The 16695-nt window shown below is 55.7% G+C and carries 17 protein-coding genes; 12 read left to right on the top strand and 5 right to left on the bottom strand.

Features of this window, described 5'->3' with window-relative positions; genetic code table 11:
• Nucleotides 1-17 precede the first annotated feature (17 nt).
• Nucleotides 18-635: a helix-hairpin-helix domain-containing protein gene (locus ACR0L3_RS08420; RefSeq protein WP_480745255.1), complete on the top strand. Its 618-nt coding sequence runs from the start codon at nucleotides 18-20 to the stop codon at nucleotides 633-635.
• Between the two features lie 56 nt (nucleotides 636-691).
• Here ACR0L3_RS08420 and serS read toward each other — a convergent pair whose 3' ends face one another.
• Entirely contained in the window at nucleotides 692-1984 is a 1293-nt protein-coding gene (serS, locus tag ACR0L3_RS08415) for a serine--tRNA ligase (RefSeq protein ID WP_480745254.1), read from the bottom strand.
• 71 nt (nucleotides 1985-2055) lie between these two features.
• On the bottom strand, nucleotides 2056-3720 hold the full coding sequence (locus ACR0L3_RS08410) for a mechanosensitive ion channel family protein (protein ID WP_480745253.1): 1665 nt from the start codon (nucleotides 3718-3720) through the stop codon (nucleotides 2056-2058).
• A gap of 202 nt (nucleotides 3721-3922) precedes the next feature.
• Here ACR0L3_RS08410 and yajC point away from each other — a divergent pair, with 202 nt between their 5' ends.
• The 10 genes from yajC (at nucleotide 3923) to ACR0L3_RS08360 (ending at nucleotide 10819) form a co-directional block, all read left to right on the top strand.
• Nucleotides 3923-4210: a preprotein translocase subunit YajC gene (gene yajC / locus ACR0L3_RS08405; protein ID WP_170399935.1), complete on the top strand. Its 288-nt coding sequence runs from the start codon at nucleotides 3923-3925 to the stop codon at nucleotides 4208-4210.
• A 33-nt stretch (nucleotides 4211-4243) separates the two neighbouring features.
• Nucleotides 4244-5905 carry a protein translocase subunit SecD gene (gene secD / locus ACR0L3_RS08400; RefSeq protein ID WP_480745252.1) on the top strand — a complete coding sequence of 554 codons (1662 nt, stop codon included), beginning with the start codon at nucleotides 4244-4246 and terminating at the stop codon, nucleotides 5903-5905.
• A 1-nt stretch (nucleotide 5906) separates the two neighbouring features.
• Nucleotides 5907-6875 (top strand): protein translocase subunit SecF, encoded by a 969-nt coding sequence (secF, locus tag ACR0L3_RS08395; RefSeq protein WP_480745251.1) that lies wholly within the window; start codon nucleotides 5907-5909, stop codon nucleotides 6873-6875.
• Nucleotides 6856-7614 carry a TSUP family transporter gene (locus ACR0L3_RS08390; RefSeq protein ID WP_480745250.1) on the top strand — a complete coding sequence of 253 codons (759 nt, stop codon included), beginning with the start codon at nucleotides 6856-6858 and terminating at the stop codon, nucleotides 7612-7614. The genes secF and ACR0L3_RS08390 overlap by 20 nt, the downstream gene beginning before the upstream one ends.
• Nucleotides 7615-7622: 8 nt before the next feature.
• Nucleotides 7623-7976, top strand: coding sequence for an Mth938-like domain-containing protein (locus tag ACR0L3_RS08385; protein ID WP_480745249.1), 354 nt, complete (start codon nucleotides 7623-7625; stop codon nucleotides 7974-7976).
• Nucleotides 7977-8032: 56 nt separating this feature from the next.
• A complete protein-coding gene (ccmA, locus tag ACR0L3_RS08380) occupies nucleotides 8033-8647 on the top strand; it encodes a heme ABC exporter ATP-binding protein CcmA (protein ID WP_480745248.1) in 615 nt (204 codons plus the stop codon).
• Nucleotides 8644-9300 (top strand): heme exporter protein CcmB, encoded by a 657-nt coding sequence (gene ccmB, locus ACR0L3_RS08375; protein WP_480745247.1) that lies wholly within the window; start codon nucleotides 8644-8646, stop codon nucleotides 9298-9300. The genes ccmA and ccmB overlap by 4 nt, the downstream gene beginning before the upstream one ends.
• 61 nt (nucleotides 9301-9361) lie before the next feature.
• Nucleotides 9362-10135: a heme ABC transporter permease gene (locus ACR0L3_RS08370; protein ID WP_480745245.1), complete on the top strand. Its 774-nt coding sequence runs from the start codon at nucleotides 9362-9364 to the stop codon at nucleotides 10133-10135.
• Complete coding sequence (ccmD, locus tag ACR0L3_RS08365; RefSeq protein ID WP_480745243.1) at nucleotides 10132-10290, top strand: heme exporter protein CcmD; 159 nt, start codon at nucleotides 10132-10134, stop codon at nucleotides 10288-10290. The genes ACR0L3_RS08370 and ccmD overlap by 4 nt, the downstream gene beginning before the upstream one ends.
• On the top strand, nucleotides 10283-10819 hold the full coding sequence (locus tag ACR0L3_RS08360) for a DsbE family thiol:disulfide interchange protein (RefSeq protein ID WP_480745241.1): 537 nt from the start codon (nucleotides 10283-10285) through the stop codon (nucleotides 10817-10819). The genes ccmD and ACR0L3_RS08360 overlap by 8 nt, the downstream gene beginning before the upstream one ends.
• 114 nt (nucleotides 10820-10933) lie before the next feature.
• Here ACR0L3_RS08360 and acnA read toward each other — a convergent pair whose 3' ends face one another.
• Nucleotides 10934-13624, bottom strand: a complete 2691-nt coding sequence (acnA, locus tag ACR0L3_RS08355) for an aconitate hydratase AcnA (protein WP_480745239.1) — start codon at nucleotides 13622-13624, stop codon at nucleotides 10934-10936.
• A 221-nt stretch (nucleotides 13625-13845) separates the two neighbouring features.
• On the opposite strand from acnA, the gene ACR0L3_RS08350 reads away from it, so the two are divergent.
• A complete protein-coding gene (locus ACR0L3_RS08350; protein WP_480745237.1) occupies nucleotides 13846-14547 on the top strand; it encodes a DUF1223 domain-containing protein in 702 nt (233 codons plus the stop codon).
• Here the strand turns inward: ACR0L3_RS08350 and ACR0L3_RS08345 are convergent, their stop codons facing one another.
• Nucleotides 14548-15471 (bottom strand): lysophospholipid acyltransferase family protein, encoded by a 924-nt coding sequence (locus tag ACR0L3_RS08345; RefSeq protein ID WP_480745236.1) that lies wholly within the window; start codon nucleotides 15469-15471, stop codon nucleotides 14548-14550.
• 98 nt (nucleotides 15472-15569) lie between these two features.
• The gene (locus ACR0L3_RS08340) at nucleotides 15570-16658 is read right to left on the bottom strand and encodes a flagellar motor switch protein FliG (protein WP_480745234.1); all 1089 of its coding nucleotides are present in this window, start codon (nucleotides 16656-16658) and stop codon (nucleotides 15570-15572) included.
• Nucleotides 16659-16695: the final 37 nt, after the last annotated feature.

Genomic DNA, 16695 nt, shown 5'->3' with positions numbered 1-16695 from the left:
GAAAGGAAGGATTCATAATGACCGCAGTGACCAATGTTAAAGGTGTTGGTGAGGCGCTTGGACAGGCGTTGTCTGCCAACGGCTTCAAAACCGCAGAGGCAATCGCCAAAGCCAAGCCGGCCGACCTGGTCAAAGTGCCTCGCATAGGTGCGGCACGTGCTGCGGTATTGATCGCTGCAGCGAAAGAGGCAATTGCGAGCAAACCCACACCGAAAGCGACTTCGGCGAAGCCTGCGACGAGAAAGCCTGCCGCTGCTAAACCGGCCACGCGCCGTACGTCCGCTCGAAAGCCTGCCGCGCGCAGACCGGCACCTCGTAAGACAGTCGCAGCAGCTGCTGCTGAAAAACGTGCCGAAGAGGCCGCGCGCAAAGCCGCCGAGGAGAAAGCTGCGGCCGAAGCTGCCGAGGCAAAGGCCCGCAAAAAAGCCAAAGCAAAGGCTAAGGCTGAAAAGGCCGCCAAAAAACTGCAAGAGATGGAAGCCGCGTTCTCGAAAGCTAAGGACAAGGTGAAGGCCAAAACCAAGAAAGACAAAAAGTCCAAGAAAGACAGTAAGAAAAAAGACGAGTCCAAGAAGGACAAAAAGAAAGATAAGAAAAAAGACAAAAAGAAAGAGAAGAAAAAGGCGAAGAAGTAAGCCATCTTCACCTTCTGATTTTTAACCGGCACCGCATGACGCGGCTGCCGGTTATTTTATGCCAGCGTACCGTCCAGTTGCAGCGTTAGTTTGCCACCCAGATACGGAGCCAACACTTCAGGCAAGGTCACCGTGCCATCTGCGTTTTGGCCATTCTCAAGCACCGCAATCAGGCAGCGCCCAACGGCAAGGCCCGAACCGTTCAGGGTGTGCACGTATTCCGGCTTGCCACCGCCTTCGGGGCGAAAACGCGCATTCATCCGACGCGCTTGAAAGTCGCCACATGTCGAGACTGAACTGATCTCACGGTAGGTATCCTGACCGGGCAACCAAGCCTCAATGTCGTAAGTGCGCCGCGCGCCAAAGCCCATGTCGCCTGTACACAGGATCACGGTGCGATAGGGAATGCCCAGTTTTTCCAGAATACCTTCGGCACAGCGCAACATGCGTTTTTGCTCGTCGTCCGATTTGTCTGGATGCGTGACCGACACCATCTCGACTTTTTCAAACTGATGTTGGCGCAGCATACCACGCGTGTCCTTGCCTGCGGAACCGGCCTCGGACCGGAAGCAAAGCGAATGCGCGGTATAGCGGCGGGGCAGGTAGCTTTCCTCGATCATCGTATCGTTGACGATATTGGTCAGCGAAACTTCGGAAGTCGGGATCAACCACCAGCCTTCGCGGGTCTGATAGCTGTCTTCGCCAAACTTGGGCAACTGGCCTGTGCCCTGCATCATCTCGGATAGGACCAAAACCGGGCCGTTCACCTCGGTCAGTTCGTTCTCGTTTATATGTGTGTCCAACATGAACTGCGCCAAAGCGCGGTGAATGCGTGCAACACCGCCGGATAGCAATACAAAGCGAGAGCCTGACAGTTTGGCCGCTGTCTCAAAATCCATGCCGTTTTGCACGGCTTCGATCTCGAAATGTTCCTTCGGCGCAAAATTGAGTTCGCGCGGGGTGCCCCAGCGGTTGATCTCGACGTTGTCGTTCTCGTCTGCGCCTTCGGGGACATCTTCGGCTGGCAAATTGGCGATGCGGATCAATTGGTCAGAAAGCAGCGCGTCCAGATCCTTGGCTTCAGTCTGCATTCGAGCGATTTCGGCCTTCTTCTCGGCGACTAGCGCGCGCAGACGTTGGAACTCTGCCTCATCGCCACGCCCCTTGGCCGCACCAACTTCTTTAGAGGCTTTGTTCTGTTCGGCCTGAGCTGTCTCGGCGGCCAGAATTTTGGCGCGGCGGCTTTCGTCCAATCTCAGCAAGTCTGACGACATCGGCGCGTCCCCGCGGCGCGCAAGAGCGGCGTCGAAGGCGTCGGGATTTTCGCGAATGGCGCGGATGTCGTGCATGGTTCAGATCCTTAATGCGTGAATCACTAGGACCGCTTATGCACCATCTGAAAGGCAGGGTGTAGCATCGGTTAAGACTTATCGGCGTCCACATGTGTTTCATGCGCCAGATGGCCGTCCCATTCTTCTGCCGGTATCTTCGGCTCGGGTGGATCGGCCATGTATGAAGGCGTCATAATCTGGACGTTGTTCTCATTGAAAACGGCGACGATGTTGCGGTGCAGATCCGAACGGATTTTGGGGATGATACTGCCCCGAGTGGTGTAGCCATTGATCTGATAGTTGATCGCGTAGTCCGCCAGCGCTGTCCACAACACAAAGGGTGCCGGCTTGGATTTGATGCCCGTCGTGCGATTTGCCGCTTCTACAAGCATCGCCTCGACCTTCTCAGGTGGTTCTTCATAGCCGATCCCGACGGTGGTATGCAGCAACAAGCCGCTGCCGTCTGTTTTCTTTGAGAAATTGACAACGTCCGAATTCATCAACTGTGCATTGGGGATCGAAATCAGCTCGTTCTTGATGGATTTCAGATGCGTCTCCATCAGTTTGATTTGCACCACGTCACCGATGTGATCCCCGATCTGGATACGATCCCCGATTGAGGTCGAACGTCGATAGATCACGAACAAACCGGCCAGCATGTTTGATACGACCGAGTTTGCGCCCAGTGACAGCATCGCGCCCACTAGAATGGTCAACCCTTGAAACGCCGCCGAATCCGAGCCGGGAATATAAGGTACTGCAAAGACCAAGGCGATCAGGATGACGACGACTCGGGCGATGTTGAAGGTTGGGCTGACCCAGTGTTTCTCGAAATCGCCCATGTCGAATGAGCCGGCTTCAACAGCATCAAAGAACACACGCATACCTTTGATAATGTACATTGTGACCCAGGCAATAAGGCCCAGCATTATCATGTTGGGAATGTAACTTAGAATGCCCTTAAAGATCAGTAGGACCGGTTCAGTCAGATAGGTGAGAAGGAGCTGCGCTAAATAACGTGTTTCGGCAAAGGCGAGCAGGACGAAGGACAGGTAGTAGTAAAAACCCAGAAAGAAGATGACCAGCAGGACGAAATTCAGTCCATATCTCAAAAGTGCAGCAATTGCTTCGGCTTGAACGCTTTTGGCGGTGGCGGTCTCTACGTCTCTTAGGTGGCGTTTTACCAGTTTTAAGGTTCGCCGCCTGATTCTGCGGTGTAGCCACAGGATCGCCGCTACGAAGCCTGCAAAACCCAACGTCCACGCGGCTGCTTCGATGGCGCCAGATACAAGCGCTTGATCGGTCCGGTTGGCGCGGTAGGCTTCGATTGCCTCTTTGATCGCTTCGCCGTGCAGCACGCTCAGAACGTCTAATTCAATCTGCTCCAGCTCAGCATCCGCAACCGTAACGATCGATGCCCTTTCCCCATCTGCAATGATCCAGATGCCGAACTGAGTCTTTTCAAATGTTATCTCAACCGAAGACGCGTCCGACGCTTCAGCAATTTCTATGATCGTGTCTTGCACATCTTCCGCGCGTTCGGGCGCGGGCAGGGCGCTGGAACCTCGGACCTGAAACAAGACGTCCCCGTCCACGATAACCGGGGCCACGAAAGCATCCGATTCTTCGGTCTCAGGCGTGGTGTCGTCGGTGGCTGATTCCTGCGCCCAAACCGCACCGGAAATCCAAAGGCTCAACGCCAGTGGGATCAGAGAATAAAACAATAAATGGAAGGGCTTGAATTGCCGCGCCATATGTCCCCCTTACCCCAAACTATACTTAGTTTTAACCGTGTTCCTAGGACATATCTGCAACGCTTTGACTGTTCTTGCTGCGATAGTGATGGGTTCAGGTGGGACACAGAGCCGCCTTTGCTTGCAAAGGGGCAACTCAAAGCATAGGTTCTCGCCAAATTTGCGGAGCCCATTCGCAACTCCAAACCAAAAGGAATATCCCATGGAAGGTGGCGCAATCGCCCAGTTTCTCCCGCTGATCCTGATCTTTGCGATCATGTATTTCCTGCTGATCCGTCCGCAGCAAAAGAAGATGAAGCAGCATCAGGCTATGGTCGAAGCCGTGCGCCGGGGTGATCAGGTTGTGACTCAGGGTGGTCTGATCGGCAAGGTGTCGAAGGTCAAAGAAGGCGAGAACGAGATCGAGGTCGAACTGGCCGAAAACGTCAAGGTTCGTGTGGTCAAATCGACCATCGCGCAGGTTCTGAACAAGACCGAACCAGCGAAATAACTTCGCGCGATAATTCCTTGAAAAGGCAGGGTAATGCTGCAAATTGATACCTGGAAGCGGGTTCTGATCTGGTCGGTCTGTGTGATCGGCTTGCTCATGGCCCTGCCAAATGCGTTCTACACGCGCGTCGAGCAATCTAATGATGCCAAGGCCGCTATTGAGCTTGGCATCGATACACCTGAGATGCAGGCCGAGGCGGCGCAGTGGCCAAACTGGTTGCCGTCGTCGTTGGTAAACCTTGGGCTTGATCTACGAGGCGGTGCGCATCTGCTGGCCGAAGTGAAGGTCGAAGATGTGTACGAATCCCGAATGGAGGCGATGTGGCCAGAAATTCGTGATGCGCTGCGGGACGAACGTGCCACGGTCGGCACCATTCGCAAACAAGAGTCGGCCCCTGACGAGATTCGCGTTCGCATCAGCCAGCCCGAGGGCATGCCCCGCGCGCTAGAAGTGGTGCGTGGTCTAGCCCGTCAGGTGCAAACCCTGACTGGGGTGGGCGCGACGGACATCGAGGCCCGCGCGGACGGTGATACCATCGTAGTGCAACTTTCCGAGGCCGAGAAACTGGCCTCAGACGACCGCACGGTGCGTCAAGCGCTGGAAATCATTCGCCGCCGTATCGATGAGGTCGGCACGCGAGAACCCACAATTCAGCGTCAGGGTGCGGATCGCATCCTGATTCAGGTTCCGGGCATCGGCAGCGCGGGTGAGCTCAAAGAGATTATCGGCACCACCGCGCAGCTCACCTTCAACCCTGTGGCCGGGCGCGGCTCTGACCCTGATGCAGTGCCAGGTGTCGGTCAAAAGATCGTGCCGTCAATTGATGAAGACGGGGTGTACTACACTCTCGACGCCGCGCCAGTTGTAACCGGCGAAGAGCTTGTCGATGCGCAGCCTTCGTTCGACCAGAACGGCCGTCCGGCGGTTAGCTTCCGGTTCAATACGTCCGGTGCCCGCAAGTTCGGTGACTACACGCTGGAAAACATCGGCGCGCCCTTCGCTATCGTTTTGGATGACGAGGTGATCTCGGCCCCAGTAATCCAAAGCCACATTCCAGGCGGGTCGGGAATTATCACCGGCAACTTTACCGTTGAAGAAAGCACCAACTTGGCCGTCCTTCTGCGCGCGGGTGCGCTGCCCGCGGGGATGGAGTTTCTGGAAGAACGCACCATCGGCCCCGAACTGGGGCAGGACAGTATCGACGCGGGTAAAGTTGCAACCATCGTGGCCTTTGTCGCGGTGCTGACCTTTATGGCGCTAAGCTATGGTCTGTTCGGTATCTTCGCCAATATCGCACTGATCGTAAACGTCGGACTGCTGTTCGGATTGCTGTCACTTATTGGGGCGACGCTGACTCTGCCAGGGATCGCAGGGATCGTTCTGACGGTTGGTATGGCTGTGGACGCCAATGTGCTGATCTTTGAACGTATCCGCGAAGAACTGAAGTCCGCCAAAGGTCCGGCGCGTGCGATCGAACTGGGCTATGAAAAGGCGCTGTCGGCCATTTTGGACGCCAACGTCACCACGTTTATCACCGCAACGATCCTGTTTGCCATGGGCAGCGGGCCAGTGCGCGGCTTCGCAATTACACTGGGGCTTGGTATTCTGACCTCGGTCTTTACCGCAATCTTCGTGACGCGCCTGATGATCGTCATGTGGTTCGAACGCCGCCGTCCGAAAATGATCGAGGTTTAACATGAGACTGAAGCTCGTACCCCAAAACACCTCGTTCGATTTCTTCAGCCGCTGGAAGCTCTGGCTGGGTATTTCGGGCCTTATGATGGTCGTGGCGTTCACGTCTTTCATGCTGCAAGGGCTAAACTTTGGCATCGATTTCCGCGGCGGTACAACGATCCGGACTGAAAGCGCGCAACAGATCGATGTTGGCGCCTATCGCGATGCCATCTCGCCACTGGAATTGGGCGATGTGACCATCACCGAAATATTTGATCCGACCTTTGGCGAAGATCAAAACGTCGCCATGATCCGCATTCAGGCGCAGGAAGACGCTGAGGCGGTCTCAGCTGCGACAGTCACAGCGGTGGAAGAGGCGCTTAAAGTCGCTGCGCCGGATATCGAGTTTGTTTCGGTCGAATCCGTTGGCCCGAAAGTGTCAGGAGAGCTGATTCAGACCGCAGTGATTGCTGTCGTGCTCGCGATCGGGGCGGTGCTCGTCTACATCTGGTTACGCTTCGAATGGCAGTTTGCATTGGGGGCCGTGGCCGCGTTGGTGCATGACGTGATCCTGACGATTGGCATTTTCTCGGAACTTCAAATCCGGTTCGATCTGGCCATCATCGCAGCGTTGTTGACCATCGTAGGTTATTCGCTGAACGACACCGTTGTTGTATTCGACCGCGTGCGTGAGAACCTTCGCAAGTACAAAAAGAAAGACCTGAAAGAGGTATTGAATATCTCGATCAACGAAACGCTCAGCCGAACGGTTATGACCTCGGTTACCACGTTGCTGGCGCTGATCTCGCTCTATGTACTGGGCGGGGACGTGATCCGTGGTTTCGTCTTTGCAATGATCTGGGGTGTGATCGTGGGGACCTATTCCTCGGTCTTCGTGGCCTCGACCATCCTGCTTTGGCTTGGGGTCAAGCGCGACTGGTCTAAACCGTCGAATACTGCTGGAAACCAGTTTGCCAACATCGACGCCTGAGATATTCGGCCAGTCCCCTATGGGGCTGGCCGTTATTTTATTTGCAGCATTTCTCGGTGGCATAGTTCGTGGGTTTTCTGGTTTTGGAACTGCGCTGATTTTTCTACCTCTTTCCGCTCCGTATCTTGGCCCGTTTGGAGCCTTGATTGGGCTGACGATCATGGACATCTTCGGACCGCTGCCAAACCTACGCCGGGCGTGGAATGTCGTGCATCGCAAGGATCTGGTGCGATTGCTGGGAGCGTGCGCACTTTTGTTGCCGGTCGGGTTGTGGGTTCTCACACGCGTCGATCCCGAAGTGTTTCGCTATGCCGTTAGCCTGTTGGCGTTTTTCATGCTGGCGGTTCTAATTCTTGGCGTGCGCTACAATGGGCATGTCGGTCGGGCAATGGTTGCTGGCATCGGTGCAGCGGCAGGATTTCTTGGGGGCGTCGCAGGTTTGCCCGGCCCAGCAGTCATCCTGTTTTATATGTCGCGCCCTGTGCCAGTAGAAGTGATCCGCGCAACGATACTGCTATTTCTATTCGGCTTTGACTTCCTGCTGCTGGGATACTTGGTCGGCATGGATCGAATAACTTGGTCTGCTGCAGCACTGGGCTTTGTCCTTGCGGTTCCAAACCTTGCCGGTAATTGGTTGGGAGGATGGCTGTTCCGCCCTGATCGCGAGAAAATTTACCGTGCTGCAGCCTATCTGGCGATTGCGTTGGCGGCCTTGTCTGGCCTACCGCTTTGGGGCTAGAAGACGCCATGCGCCTGAATGAGATCACCTACAACAATTCCGCTCCGGTCGACGGGTATGGCCCCGGCTTTTTTCGGATCGGCGGGCAGGTGTATCAGGGCGCTGTGCTGACCAGCCCAACGGGAACCGCAGCATGGGGTGGGTATCAGGACGATGCACCGTTGCTGGCCCTATCCGACGCCGTGGATGTCCTGTTTATCGGTACAGGCGCAGAGCTATCTCATATTCCATCAGATTTGCGTACGACTTTGGAAGGCGCAGGATTGGGTGTCGAGATTATGAATTCTCCGGCTGCTTGCCGCACCTACAATGTGCTGCTGTCCGAAGGACGGCGCATAGCGCTTGCATTGATGCCGGTCTGAGGACCTGCGTCAAATCTCGCCTTTTGCCCCTGACGGCAATCAGATAAGCGAGACTTATGACACTAACCGTGACAGATCTAGCCATCGCCCGTGGCGGTGTCCCCGTACTTGAGGGGCTGAACTTTGCGCTGCATCCGGGCAAAGCGCTAATTCTGCGCGGGCCGAACGGGATCGGCAAGACTTCGTTGTTGCGTACCATTGCTGGGCTACAGCCTCAGTTGTCGGGTCAGATCGACGGGGCCGAGGATCAGATTGCGTACGCCTCGCATTCGGACGGGTTAAAACCGACACTGACAGTGGTTGAAAACCTGTCCTTCTGGGCTTCGGTTTTTGGCACCCGTGACATTCAATCTGCGCTGGATGCCTTCGCGTTGAATGAATTGTCGGATCGATACGCAGGCAATTTGTCAGCGGGCCAGAAACGTCGATTGGGGTTGGCGCGAATGCTTGTCACTGGACGGCCAATCTGGATGCTGGACGAGCCCACCGTCTCCTTGGATCGCAATGCGGTACAGATGTTCGCCGATGCCGTCCGTGCACATCTAGGGCAGGGCGGGTCTGCTCTGATCGCCACCCATATCGACCTCGGCCTGGATGGAGAAGTTTTGGACGTTGCCGTTAACAAGGCCAAGCCAAAACCCATTGAGGATTTCGACGGAGGCTTCCTGTGATCGCCCTGCTGCTGCGCGACTTGAAATTGGCCTTCCGCGCAGGCGGAGGTTTTGGCCTTGGTCTGGCATTCTTTCTGATCGTGACGGTTCTGGTGCCATTTTCCGTGGGGCCACAGTCGTCGCTTCTGTCCACCATCGCGCCGGGCATTCTGTGGCTTGGCGCTCTGTTGGCCTGCCTGTTGTCGCTGGACCGCCTGCTGGCTCTGGATTGGGAGGACGGCTCGCTCGACCTGTTGGCCACCGCGCCGCTGCCGTTGGAAGCTGTGGTTTCTGTCAAGGCGCTGGCCCATTGGCTTACAACGGGACTGCCCCTGGTTTTAGCCGCGCCGTTCCTAGGTGTGCTGCTGAACCTTCCAGCGCAGGGTTTTTTATGGCTGGTGATCTCGCTGCTGATAGGTACGCCGGCGATGAGTGTTATAGGAACCTTTGGTGCTGCCCTGACCGTCGGCCTCAAGCGCGGTGGGTTGCTGCTGTCACTTCTGGTTCTGCCCCTATACGTACCCACCTTGATATATGGGGCCGAGGTCGCGCGTCGCGGTGCTACAGGAATGGAGATCCAAACCCCGTTGCTCATGCTGGCAGGGATTACCGCGGCCACGATTGCCCTGCTACCATTCGCAAGCGCCGCTGTGCTTCGCATCAACCTTCGGTGACGCCGTCAAACTTTGACGGATGTCAATTGAGAACAACCCCGACTCGGACTAGATAAGACCCATGTCTATCGCAGCCAAAGCCAACGCCCTCTGGGAATATGCCAACCCGCGAAAGTTTCTTGCGACCAGCGAACGGGTAATGCCGTTTTTTTGGATCACTTCGGCTGTTTGTATTGTCGTTGGCCTTGTGTGGGGATTCTTCTTTACGCCCGACGACTACAAGCAGGGTTCGACCGTCAAGATTATATACTTGCACGTCCCTGCGGCTCTGATGGCGATCAACTGCTGGCTGATGATGCTGGTAACTTCCTTGATCTGGTTGGTGCGCCGCCACCACGTCAGCGCGCTGGCGGCCCGGGCCGCAGCCCCTGTTGGTATTGTCATGACGCTAATTGCACTGGCGACCGGAGCGATCTGGGGTCAACCGATGTGGGGCACCTGGTGGGCCTGGGATCCGCGCCTGACCTCGTTCCTGATACTGTTCCTGTTCTATCTGGGCTACGTGGCTCTGTGGGAAGCGATCGAAGACCCGGATACTGCGGCCGATTTAACCTCGGTCCTATGTTTGGTGGGTTCAGTTTTTGCGATCCTCAGCCGTTATGCGGTGAATTTTTGGAACCAGGGATTGCATCAAGGTGCATCGGTGATGCGTGCCGCTGCAGTGACAGGGGCAGATACGGAAGAGAAAGTGAGCAACGTGTATTTCTACCCTCTGCTTATGTGCATCATCGGGTTCGTGTTGCTGTTCATCGCACTGGTCTTATATCGGACTGGCACTGAAATTCGCGCACGCCGGATCAAGGCGCTGCTGGCACGGGAAAGGGTTAGCGGATGATTCCTGATCTGGGAAAATACGCCGATGCAGTTCTGGGGTCCTATGCGGCCTCGATTGTTCTGCTGCTAGTGCTGATCGTGTTCAGCATAGCGCGCGGGCGGAAGGTGCGGACCGAGATGGAAAAGATCGAACAAAGGATGACGCGCAATGGCTAAGATTTCGCCGCTGATGATTGCGCCTCCGCTTATCTTTGGTGCCTTTGCTGTACTGGCCGGCATTGGGATGTTTCGCGATGATCCTGAAGCGTTGCCCTCGGCTCGTGAAGGCCAACCAGCACCACCAGTTGTTCTGACCGAGTTTCCGGGCAAGACGCCTTTTACCGACACGACACTGCGCGACGGTGAGGTCAAGTTAGTCAATTACTGGGCAAGCTGGTGCGCCCCCTGTCGTGTTGAGCACCCGAACCTTGAGGCGCTATCTAAGGAAGGCATTGCTGTTTACGGCATCAATTACAAGGACCAGTTGGACAATGCCGAGGCGTTTCTGGATGAACTGGGGGATCCATACACTGGCATCGGACGGGATGAACAGGGCCGCATGGCGCTGGACTGGGGTGTGTACGGCGTGCCGGAAACCTATGTGGTTGATGGCAACGGCAAGATCATCCTGCGGTTTGCCGGTCCTGTCACTCAGCGCGTGATTGAGAGCACGATCCGCCCTGCTTTGGAGGAAGCCGGTCAGTAGTTCTCGTCGCTGCCAAGCGGAGCGTGCCTTCGGCACGCGCTCTATTTTTTGGGGATTGCAATCAAAGCCCTTAGAATGTGAAAGCCCCGACGCGTTGGCCGGGGCTTTGTTGTTTTAACCAGCTTTCGCTAGATTGCGCAGCACGTACTGCAGTACGCCGCCATTTTCGATGTATTCAATTTCGGGCGCGGTATCGATGCGGCACTTTAGGGTGATCGTCTTTTTGGTGCCGTCGCCATAGATGATATCGCAGGGCACTTCCTGCAGCGGCTCAACAGAATCCAGACCGTGGATTGAGACGGTTTCATCACCTTTCAGACCCAGTGTCTTGCGGGTATCGCCATTGGTGAATTCGAATGGAATCACTCCCATGCCCACTAGGTTTGAACGGTGAATACGCTCAAAGCTTTCTGCGATCACAGCTTTCACACCCAGCAAAGCTGTGCCTTTAGCCGCCCAGTCGCGGGACGAACCTGCCCCATATTGTTCGCCACCGAACACCACAAGCGGGGTGCCCTGCGCCTGATATGCCATCGACGCCTCATAGACCGAGGTCTGCTGTCCGTCGGGGCCTTTGGTATAGCCACCCTCGACGCCATCCAGCATCTCGTTTTTGACACGGATGTTGGCGAAGGTGCCGCGCATCATGACCTCGTGGTTGCCGCGGCGTGAGCCGTACGAGTTGAACTCGCGCGGTTGAACCTGACGTTCTGTCAAATACTTACCAGCCGGCGTTGCGGTCGCGAACGATCCAGCGGGCGAGATATGGTCGGTGGTGATCATATCGCCCAAGATCAGTAGGACCTTGGCACCGTCGATGTTTGAGATCGTGCCGGGTTCAGGTCCCATACCTTGGAAGTAGGGTGGGTTTTGAATGTAGGTTGACGTCGGTGGCCAGTTGTAGGTTTCCTGCTGCGGCACCTCAACGGATTGCCACTTTTCGTCGCCCTTGAACACGTCGGCGTATTTCGACTGAAACGCGTCACGGGTCACAGTCGCCTGGACCAGATCGGCGATTTCGCTCTGGGTTGGCCAGATATCCTTCATGTAGACATCATTACCGTCCTTGTCCTGACCGATCGGTTCTGAAGTCAGGTCGATATCCATGGTTCCCGCCAACGCATAAACGACAACAAGCGGTGGTGACGCCAGATAGTTAGCGCGTACATCTGGTGAAATTCGACCTTCGAAATTGCGGTTGCCTGACAACACCGAAGTGGCGACCAGATCACCCTCGGCGATGGCTTCGCTGATCTCTCTCTGCAGCGGGCCAGAGTTGCCGATACAGGTGGTGCAGCCATAGCCCACCAGATTAAATCCGATTGCGTCCAGATGCTCCTGCAGACCTGCAGCCTCAAGATATTCCGAAACAACTTGCGAACCGGGGGCCAGCGAGGTCTTTACCCATGGCTGTCGGTTCAGGCCGAGTTCATGCGCCTTTTTCGCCACCAGACCGGCGCCGATCATGACATAGGGGTTAGACGTGTTCGTGCAGGAGGTGATCGAGGCAATTACAACCTTACCCGATTCCATGCCGTATTCTTCACCTTTGACTTCGACCTGTTTGCGCATAGGGCGCTTGAAGGTCTTTTCCATCTCGTTCAGGAACGCAGCTTTGGAGTCAGTCAGCGCGACGTAATCCTGCGGGCGTTTCGGGCCCGATATCGCCGGAACGATGGTGCCCATGTCCAGCGACAGCGTGTCGGTGTAGATCGGCGCATAGTTTTCATCCCGCCAGAAGCCGTTTTCCTTGGCGTAGGCTTCGACCAAAGCCAGACGATCTTCGTCCCGCCCGGTATTGCGCATATAGCGCAGTGTTTCGTTGTCGATTGGGAAGAAACCGCAGGTTGCGCCATATTCTGGTGCCATGTTGGCAATGGTCGCTCGGTCGGCCAGAGGCAGGCGATCCAGCCCCTCGCCATAGAATTCGACGAATTTGCCAACCACGCCCTTTTCGCGCAGCATCTCGACGACCTTCAGAACAAGGTCGGTACCTGTGGTGCCTTCGACCATCGCGCCGGTCAACTCAAAGCCCACAACCTCGGGGATCAGCATTGAGATCGGCTGCCCAAGCATAGCGGCCTCAGCCTCAATCCCGCCGACGCCCCAGCCTAAAACCGCCATGCCGTTTACCATTGTGGTGTGACTGTCGGTACCAACCAAAGTATCGGGATAAGCGACTTCTTCCCCGTTTTGGTCGGTATCGGTCCAGACCGTCTGGGACAGGTACTCGAGGTTAACTTGGTGGCAGATGCCGGTTCCGGGGGGGACCACGCGGAAGTTGTTAAATGCCGACTGGCCCCATTTCAGAAACTGGTACCGTTCCATGTTGCGTTCATATTCGCGATCCACGTTCATTTGGAATGCGCGGGGATTGCCGAATTCGTCAATCATGACCGAGTGGTCGATAACCAAATCAACCGGGTTCAGCGGGTTAATCTTTTGAGCGTCGCCGCCGAGACCCTTAATGCCGTCCCGCATCGCGGCCAGATCGACCACCGCTGGAACTCCGGTAAAGTCCTGCATCAGCACGCGGGCAGGGCGATAAGCGATCTCTCGCGGGTTCTTGCCGCCATTGGTCGCCCATTCCCCGAATGCTTTGATGTCGTCAACCGAGACAGAGAAGCCGCCATCTTCGAACCGCAGCATATTCTCGAGCACGACTTTCAGCGCAGCCGGGAGCTTGGAAAAATCGCCGAGTCCTGCCTCTTGCGCGGCTGGGATGGAGTAATAAGAAATGGATTTGCCATTCACGCTTAGGCTGCGACGTGTTTTGGCGGTATCCTGACCGACTTTGATGGGCATGTATTGGCCTCCCTCTCAATAATCTTTAAGTTTGGGATTCGCTGTTTGTTTTCTTTAGCATGATTGCTGTCTATTCTAGGTAAAGTTACCTTACAATCCAATTTGTATACAAAAGTATACAATACAAGGGCGCTTCGGCAAAAATCTCAAGAAACCTTGATTGGAGGTTGAACACCGATCCGTTTAAACCGGAAAGCATCCTCAGAAGCCCGAGTTTTCACATGTTCAGAATTGCTCCAGCGACCGTTTGCCTTTCGGTGTTCTTTGCGTCTTCGGCCTTGGCAGACAGCGACCCGGTTGTCGTAGAGCTGTTCACCTCGCAAGGGTGTTCGTCCTGTCCTCCCGCTGACCAACTGATGCATGATTTGGCGAAGCGCGACGATGTGATTGGTTTGGCCTTACACGTAGATTATTGGGACTATATCGGGTGGGAAGACGAGTACGCTAAGCCCGATCACACCCAACGTCAACGCGCCTACGCTCGGCAGGGCGGTAGATCGATGATTTACACACCTCAGATGGTCATAAACGGGGAACAAGATGTATTGGGGGCGCAATCGGACGAGTTGGACCGTCTAATCAATGCGCACCTCAAAGCCGTCCCAGAAGCCGAAGTCAGCGTATCAAGATCAGGGAACGATGTGACCGTTGAAGTAACTCCGGTAGAGTTGGAGGACGGTGAAATGTATGACGTGCGCTTAGTCCAGTACTCACCGAAGCGTCACGCTTCAATCCGCCGCGGAGAGCTTGCCGGGCACGAGCTTGATTACGCAAATGTCGTAGAGTCCTGGCAGTTGGCCGGACAGTGGGACGGGGTTGCGCCGCAGCAATATTCAGCGGTCCTGTCGTCAGACCTGCCAGCCGTGGTGCTGGTTCAAAGAGCTGGCCATGGCCCGATCGTGGCCGCCGCGAAGGTCAAATGATCAGGGCATATCTTCGGGCTGCACGCCCAAACGCCTCCAAGCTTTCCAGCGCCGGTGAATCCAGAACCATTGCCCCATGTGCTGCCGGACGACCGACTCAAGGTCATCATTGGTGAACTGGGTCATGGTTGAAGGGTCGGTATGTGGTACCGGATCGTGCAGAACAATTTCAAAATCAATGCCGTTGGGTTGGCGAATGGCATAGCATGGGATGAGATCGGCCTTGTACTTCATCGCCAGTTCCGCATTCAAAACTGACGTGACAGCAGGCTTACCGAAAAACGTCAATTCTTCACCACCATGGGCATGCAGGTCCGAAACAATGGCTATAATGCCACCCTTCTTTAGCGAGCGCACCATCTCAACCATCCCGCGGCGACCCTGTTCGAACATCGGGGCGCCGGTTTGATAGAACGCATCCACATACATGTCGTTGAAATAGGGGTTTGCCATGCGGCGATATAGGCAACCAATTGGCAGGCCGCTGCGGTGCTGTAATGCGACACGGGCGGCAAGATAGTGCCCGAAATGCGCCGTTATCATCATAACCGGCCGCCCCGCTGCCACGGCCGCGTCAAACGCGGCTACGCCGGAACCGGATATCTTGGCGTTGGCTTGGCGCTTGGTAAAGTCTTCTGGTGAGAAATGCTCCATAATCGCGCGACCTGCATTGTCGCTAACTGCTCGGCAGATGCGTTTGACCTCATCCGCAGGTAGGTCAGGGCAGGTCAGCTTAAGATTGCGTTGCACGCGATTTGTGAAACCGACTAAGGGGGCAACGCCTCGTACAATTGCGCCCATCGTTGCGATGCGCCGTTCGTAGGGCAACAGGCGCATTGCGCCAATCAAGCCTTTTAGAAACAGGCCGGTGACATAATATTTCCGAAGAGCTCCACGGCTAAGTTCCGACTTTTCGACGGGCATATTCTGGTCTCACCGGCTGTTGCGATTTGCCGGGCCAGACATACAAGGGGCTTTCTCTGACCACAAGCGTTCCGGTGCAAAGGTCACGTCGAAGTCATTTAATCGTCAGCGTCATCTTCCAAAAGTAAGATTGTGCCTTCGGCGACCAAGGTTCGTATGTTTCCAACAATCTGTGCCATTGCGTCTTCGACTTCGGATTGCTTGACTTTGCCACGCTGACCGATTTCTTCGCGTAGATTATCAGCCATTCTCGAGGACAGGTTGGCGAGCAAAAACTCGACCGTTGCTTGATCGTCGTCAGTTGCAGCCCCGGCAAGTGCTGTGATCAGTTCGATTTGATCCACACCTCGTAAAATCGTCGGAACGTCGCGGGGTATAACCCGAGCCGGTATATGCGCAAAAGTAAAGATCGATCGACGTACAACGCTGGCAAAATCCGCATCCTCTTCGTCCAGAGCGCTTAGCAACCCATCGCGTGTTGACGCGGCAGATTGGTTCAAGATTGCACCGACACGCATCCCGGGATCGTCCGCAAAAGCTTGGGTTGGGCGTTCGTCTAACTGTGCCGCTAACGACCAACCGATACGTTCAACTGCCTGAGGCGTGACGTTCCCGGTTTTAGAGATCGCGTAGGTGATCCGACGTGCGATTGGGCCCGGCAGATGACCAAGGAGCCGTGCTGCTTTAGCGGTCTCTAGCTTCGAGAGTATTACTGCTGCAATTTCCGTACTTTCGGCCTGCGCCATATTGGCCAGTTCCTCGGTTGGGGTTTCGCGCAAACGTTGCCACGGATCGCCTATTTGGCGCACCCCGGCGACCTTGCGGAGCCGAGCGGCTGTTGTCGGCGCGATCTTGCCATCTACCGCATCCAACGCACCAGCTAACCCATGTGGAAAAGACAGGCCAAGACGCTCAAGCGCCTCTGCGAATTCCTGCGCTACGGCGTCTAGCGTGACCCGGTCCACTAAACCCATCTGTCCCATTTGATGGGTCAGTTTTTCCTGCAACGCGTCAGGAAGATCCTCTAGCGGAATATCGGCGCCTTCGTTCAATAAAAGTCGAACAACGACTGCGGCCTTCTGTCGGTTGCTGAGCGCACGAGGTACAATGTGCGGTGCCCCATCATTCTGATCGACCACGCGGGGCGAGCCCGGGGCCACCTGTACTAAAGTGTTTGTGTCCTGCATCTGCCTGCGGTGCCAAAGTTGCGTTCCACAGGCAGAG

The sequence above is a fragment of the Ruegeria sp. CK1 genome (assembly GCF_056536545.1).
The sequence above is the reverse complement of the archived record's forward strand: the minus strand, read 5'-3'. Positions and strand labels throughout refer to the sequence as shown.

Bases quoted from the DNA above. Each gene is read 5' to 3' on its own strand.
- serS (WP_480745254.1), bottom strand. From the start codon at position 1,984: ATGCACGACATCCGCGCCATTCGCGAAAATCCCGACGCCTTCGACGCC.
- ACR0L3_RS08420 (WP_480745255.1), top strand. From the start codon at position 18: ATGACCGCAGTGACCAATGTTAAAGGTGTTGGTGAGGCGCTTGGACAG.
- ccmD (WP_480745243.1), top strand. From the start codon at position 10,132: ATGATTCCTGATCTGGGAAAATACGCCGATGCAGTTCTGGGGTCCTAT.
- ACR0L3_RS08340 (WP_480745234.1), bottom strand. From the start codon at position 16,658: ATGCAGGACACAAACACTTTAGTACAGGTGGCCCCGGGCTCGCCCCGC.
- ccmA (WP_480745248.1), top strand. From the start codon at position 8,033: ATGACACTAACCGTGACAGATCTAGCCATCGCCCGTGGCGGTGTCCCC.
- ACR0L3_RS08410 (WP_480745253.1), bottom strand. From the start codon at position 3,720: ATGGCGCGGCAATTCAAGCCCTTCCATTTATTGTTTTATTCTCTGATC.
- ACR0L3_RS08385 (WP_480745249.1), top strand. From the start codon at position 7,623: ATGCGCCTGAATGAGATCACCTACAACAATTCCGCTCCGGTCGACGGG.
- secD (WP_480745252.1), top strand. From the start codon at position 4,244: ATGCTGCAAATTGATACCTGGAAGCGGGTTCTGATCTGGTCGGTCTGT.
- ACR0L3_RS08360 (WP_480745241.1), top strand. From the start codon at position 10,283: ATGGCTAAGATTTCGCCGCTGATGATTGCGCCTCCGCTTATCTTTGGT.
- acnA (WP_480745239.1), bottom strand. From the start codon at position 13,624: ATGCCCATCAAAGTCGGTCAGGATACCGCCAAAACACGTCGCAGCCTA.
- yajC (WP_170399935.1), top strand. From the start codon at position 3,923: ATGGAAGGTGGCGCAATCGCCCAGTTTCTCCCGCTGATCCTGATCTTT.
- ACR0L3_RS08345 (WP_480745236.1), bottom strand. From the start codon at position 15,471: ATGCCCGTCGAAAAGTCGGAACTTAGCCGTGGAGCTCTTCGGAAATAT.
- secF (WP_480745251.1), top strand. From the start codon at position 5,907: ATGAGACTGAAGCTCGTACCCCAAAACACCTCGTTCGATTTCTTCAGC.
- ACR0L3_RS08370 (WP_480745245.1), top strand. From the start codon at position 9,362: ATGTCTATCGCAGCCAAAGCCAACGCCCTCTGGGAATATGCCAACCCG.
- ACR0L3_RS08350 (WP_480745237.1), top strand. From the start codon at position 13,846: ATGTTCAGAATTGCTCCAGCGACCGTTTGCCTTTCGGTGTTCTTTGCG.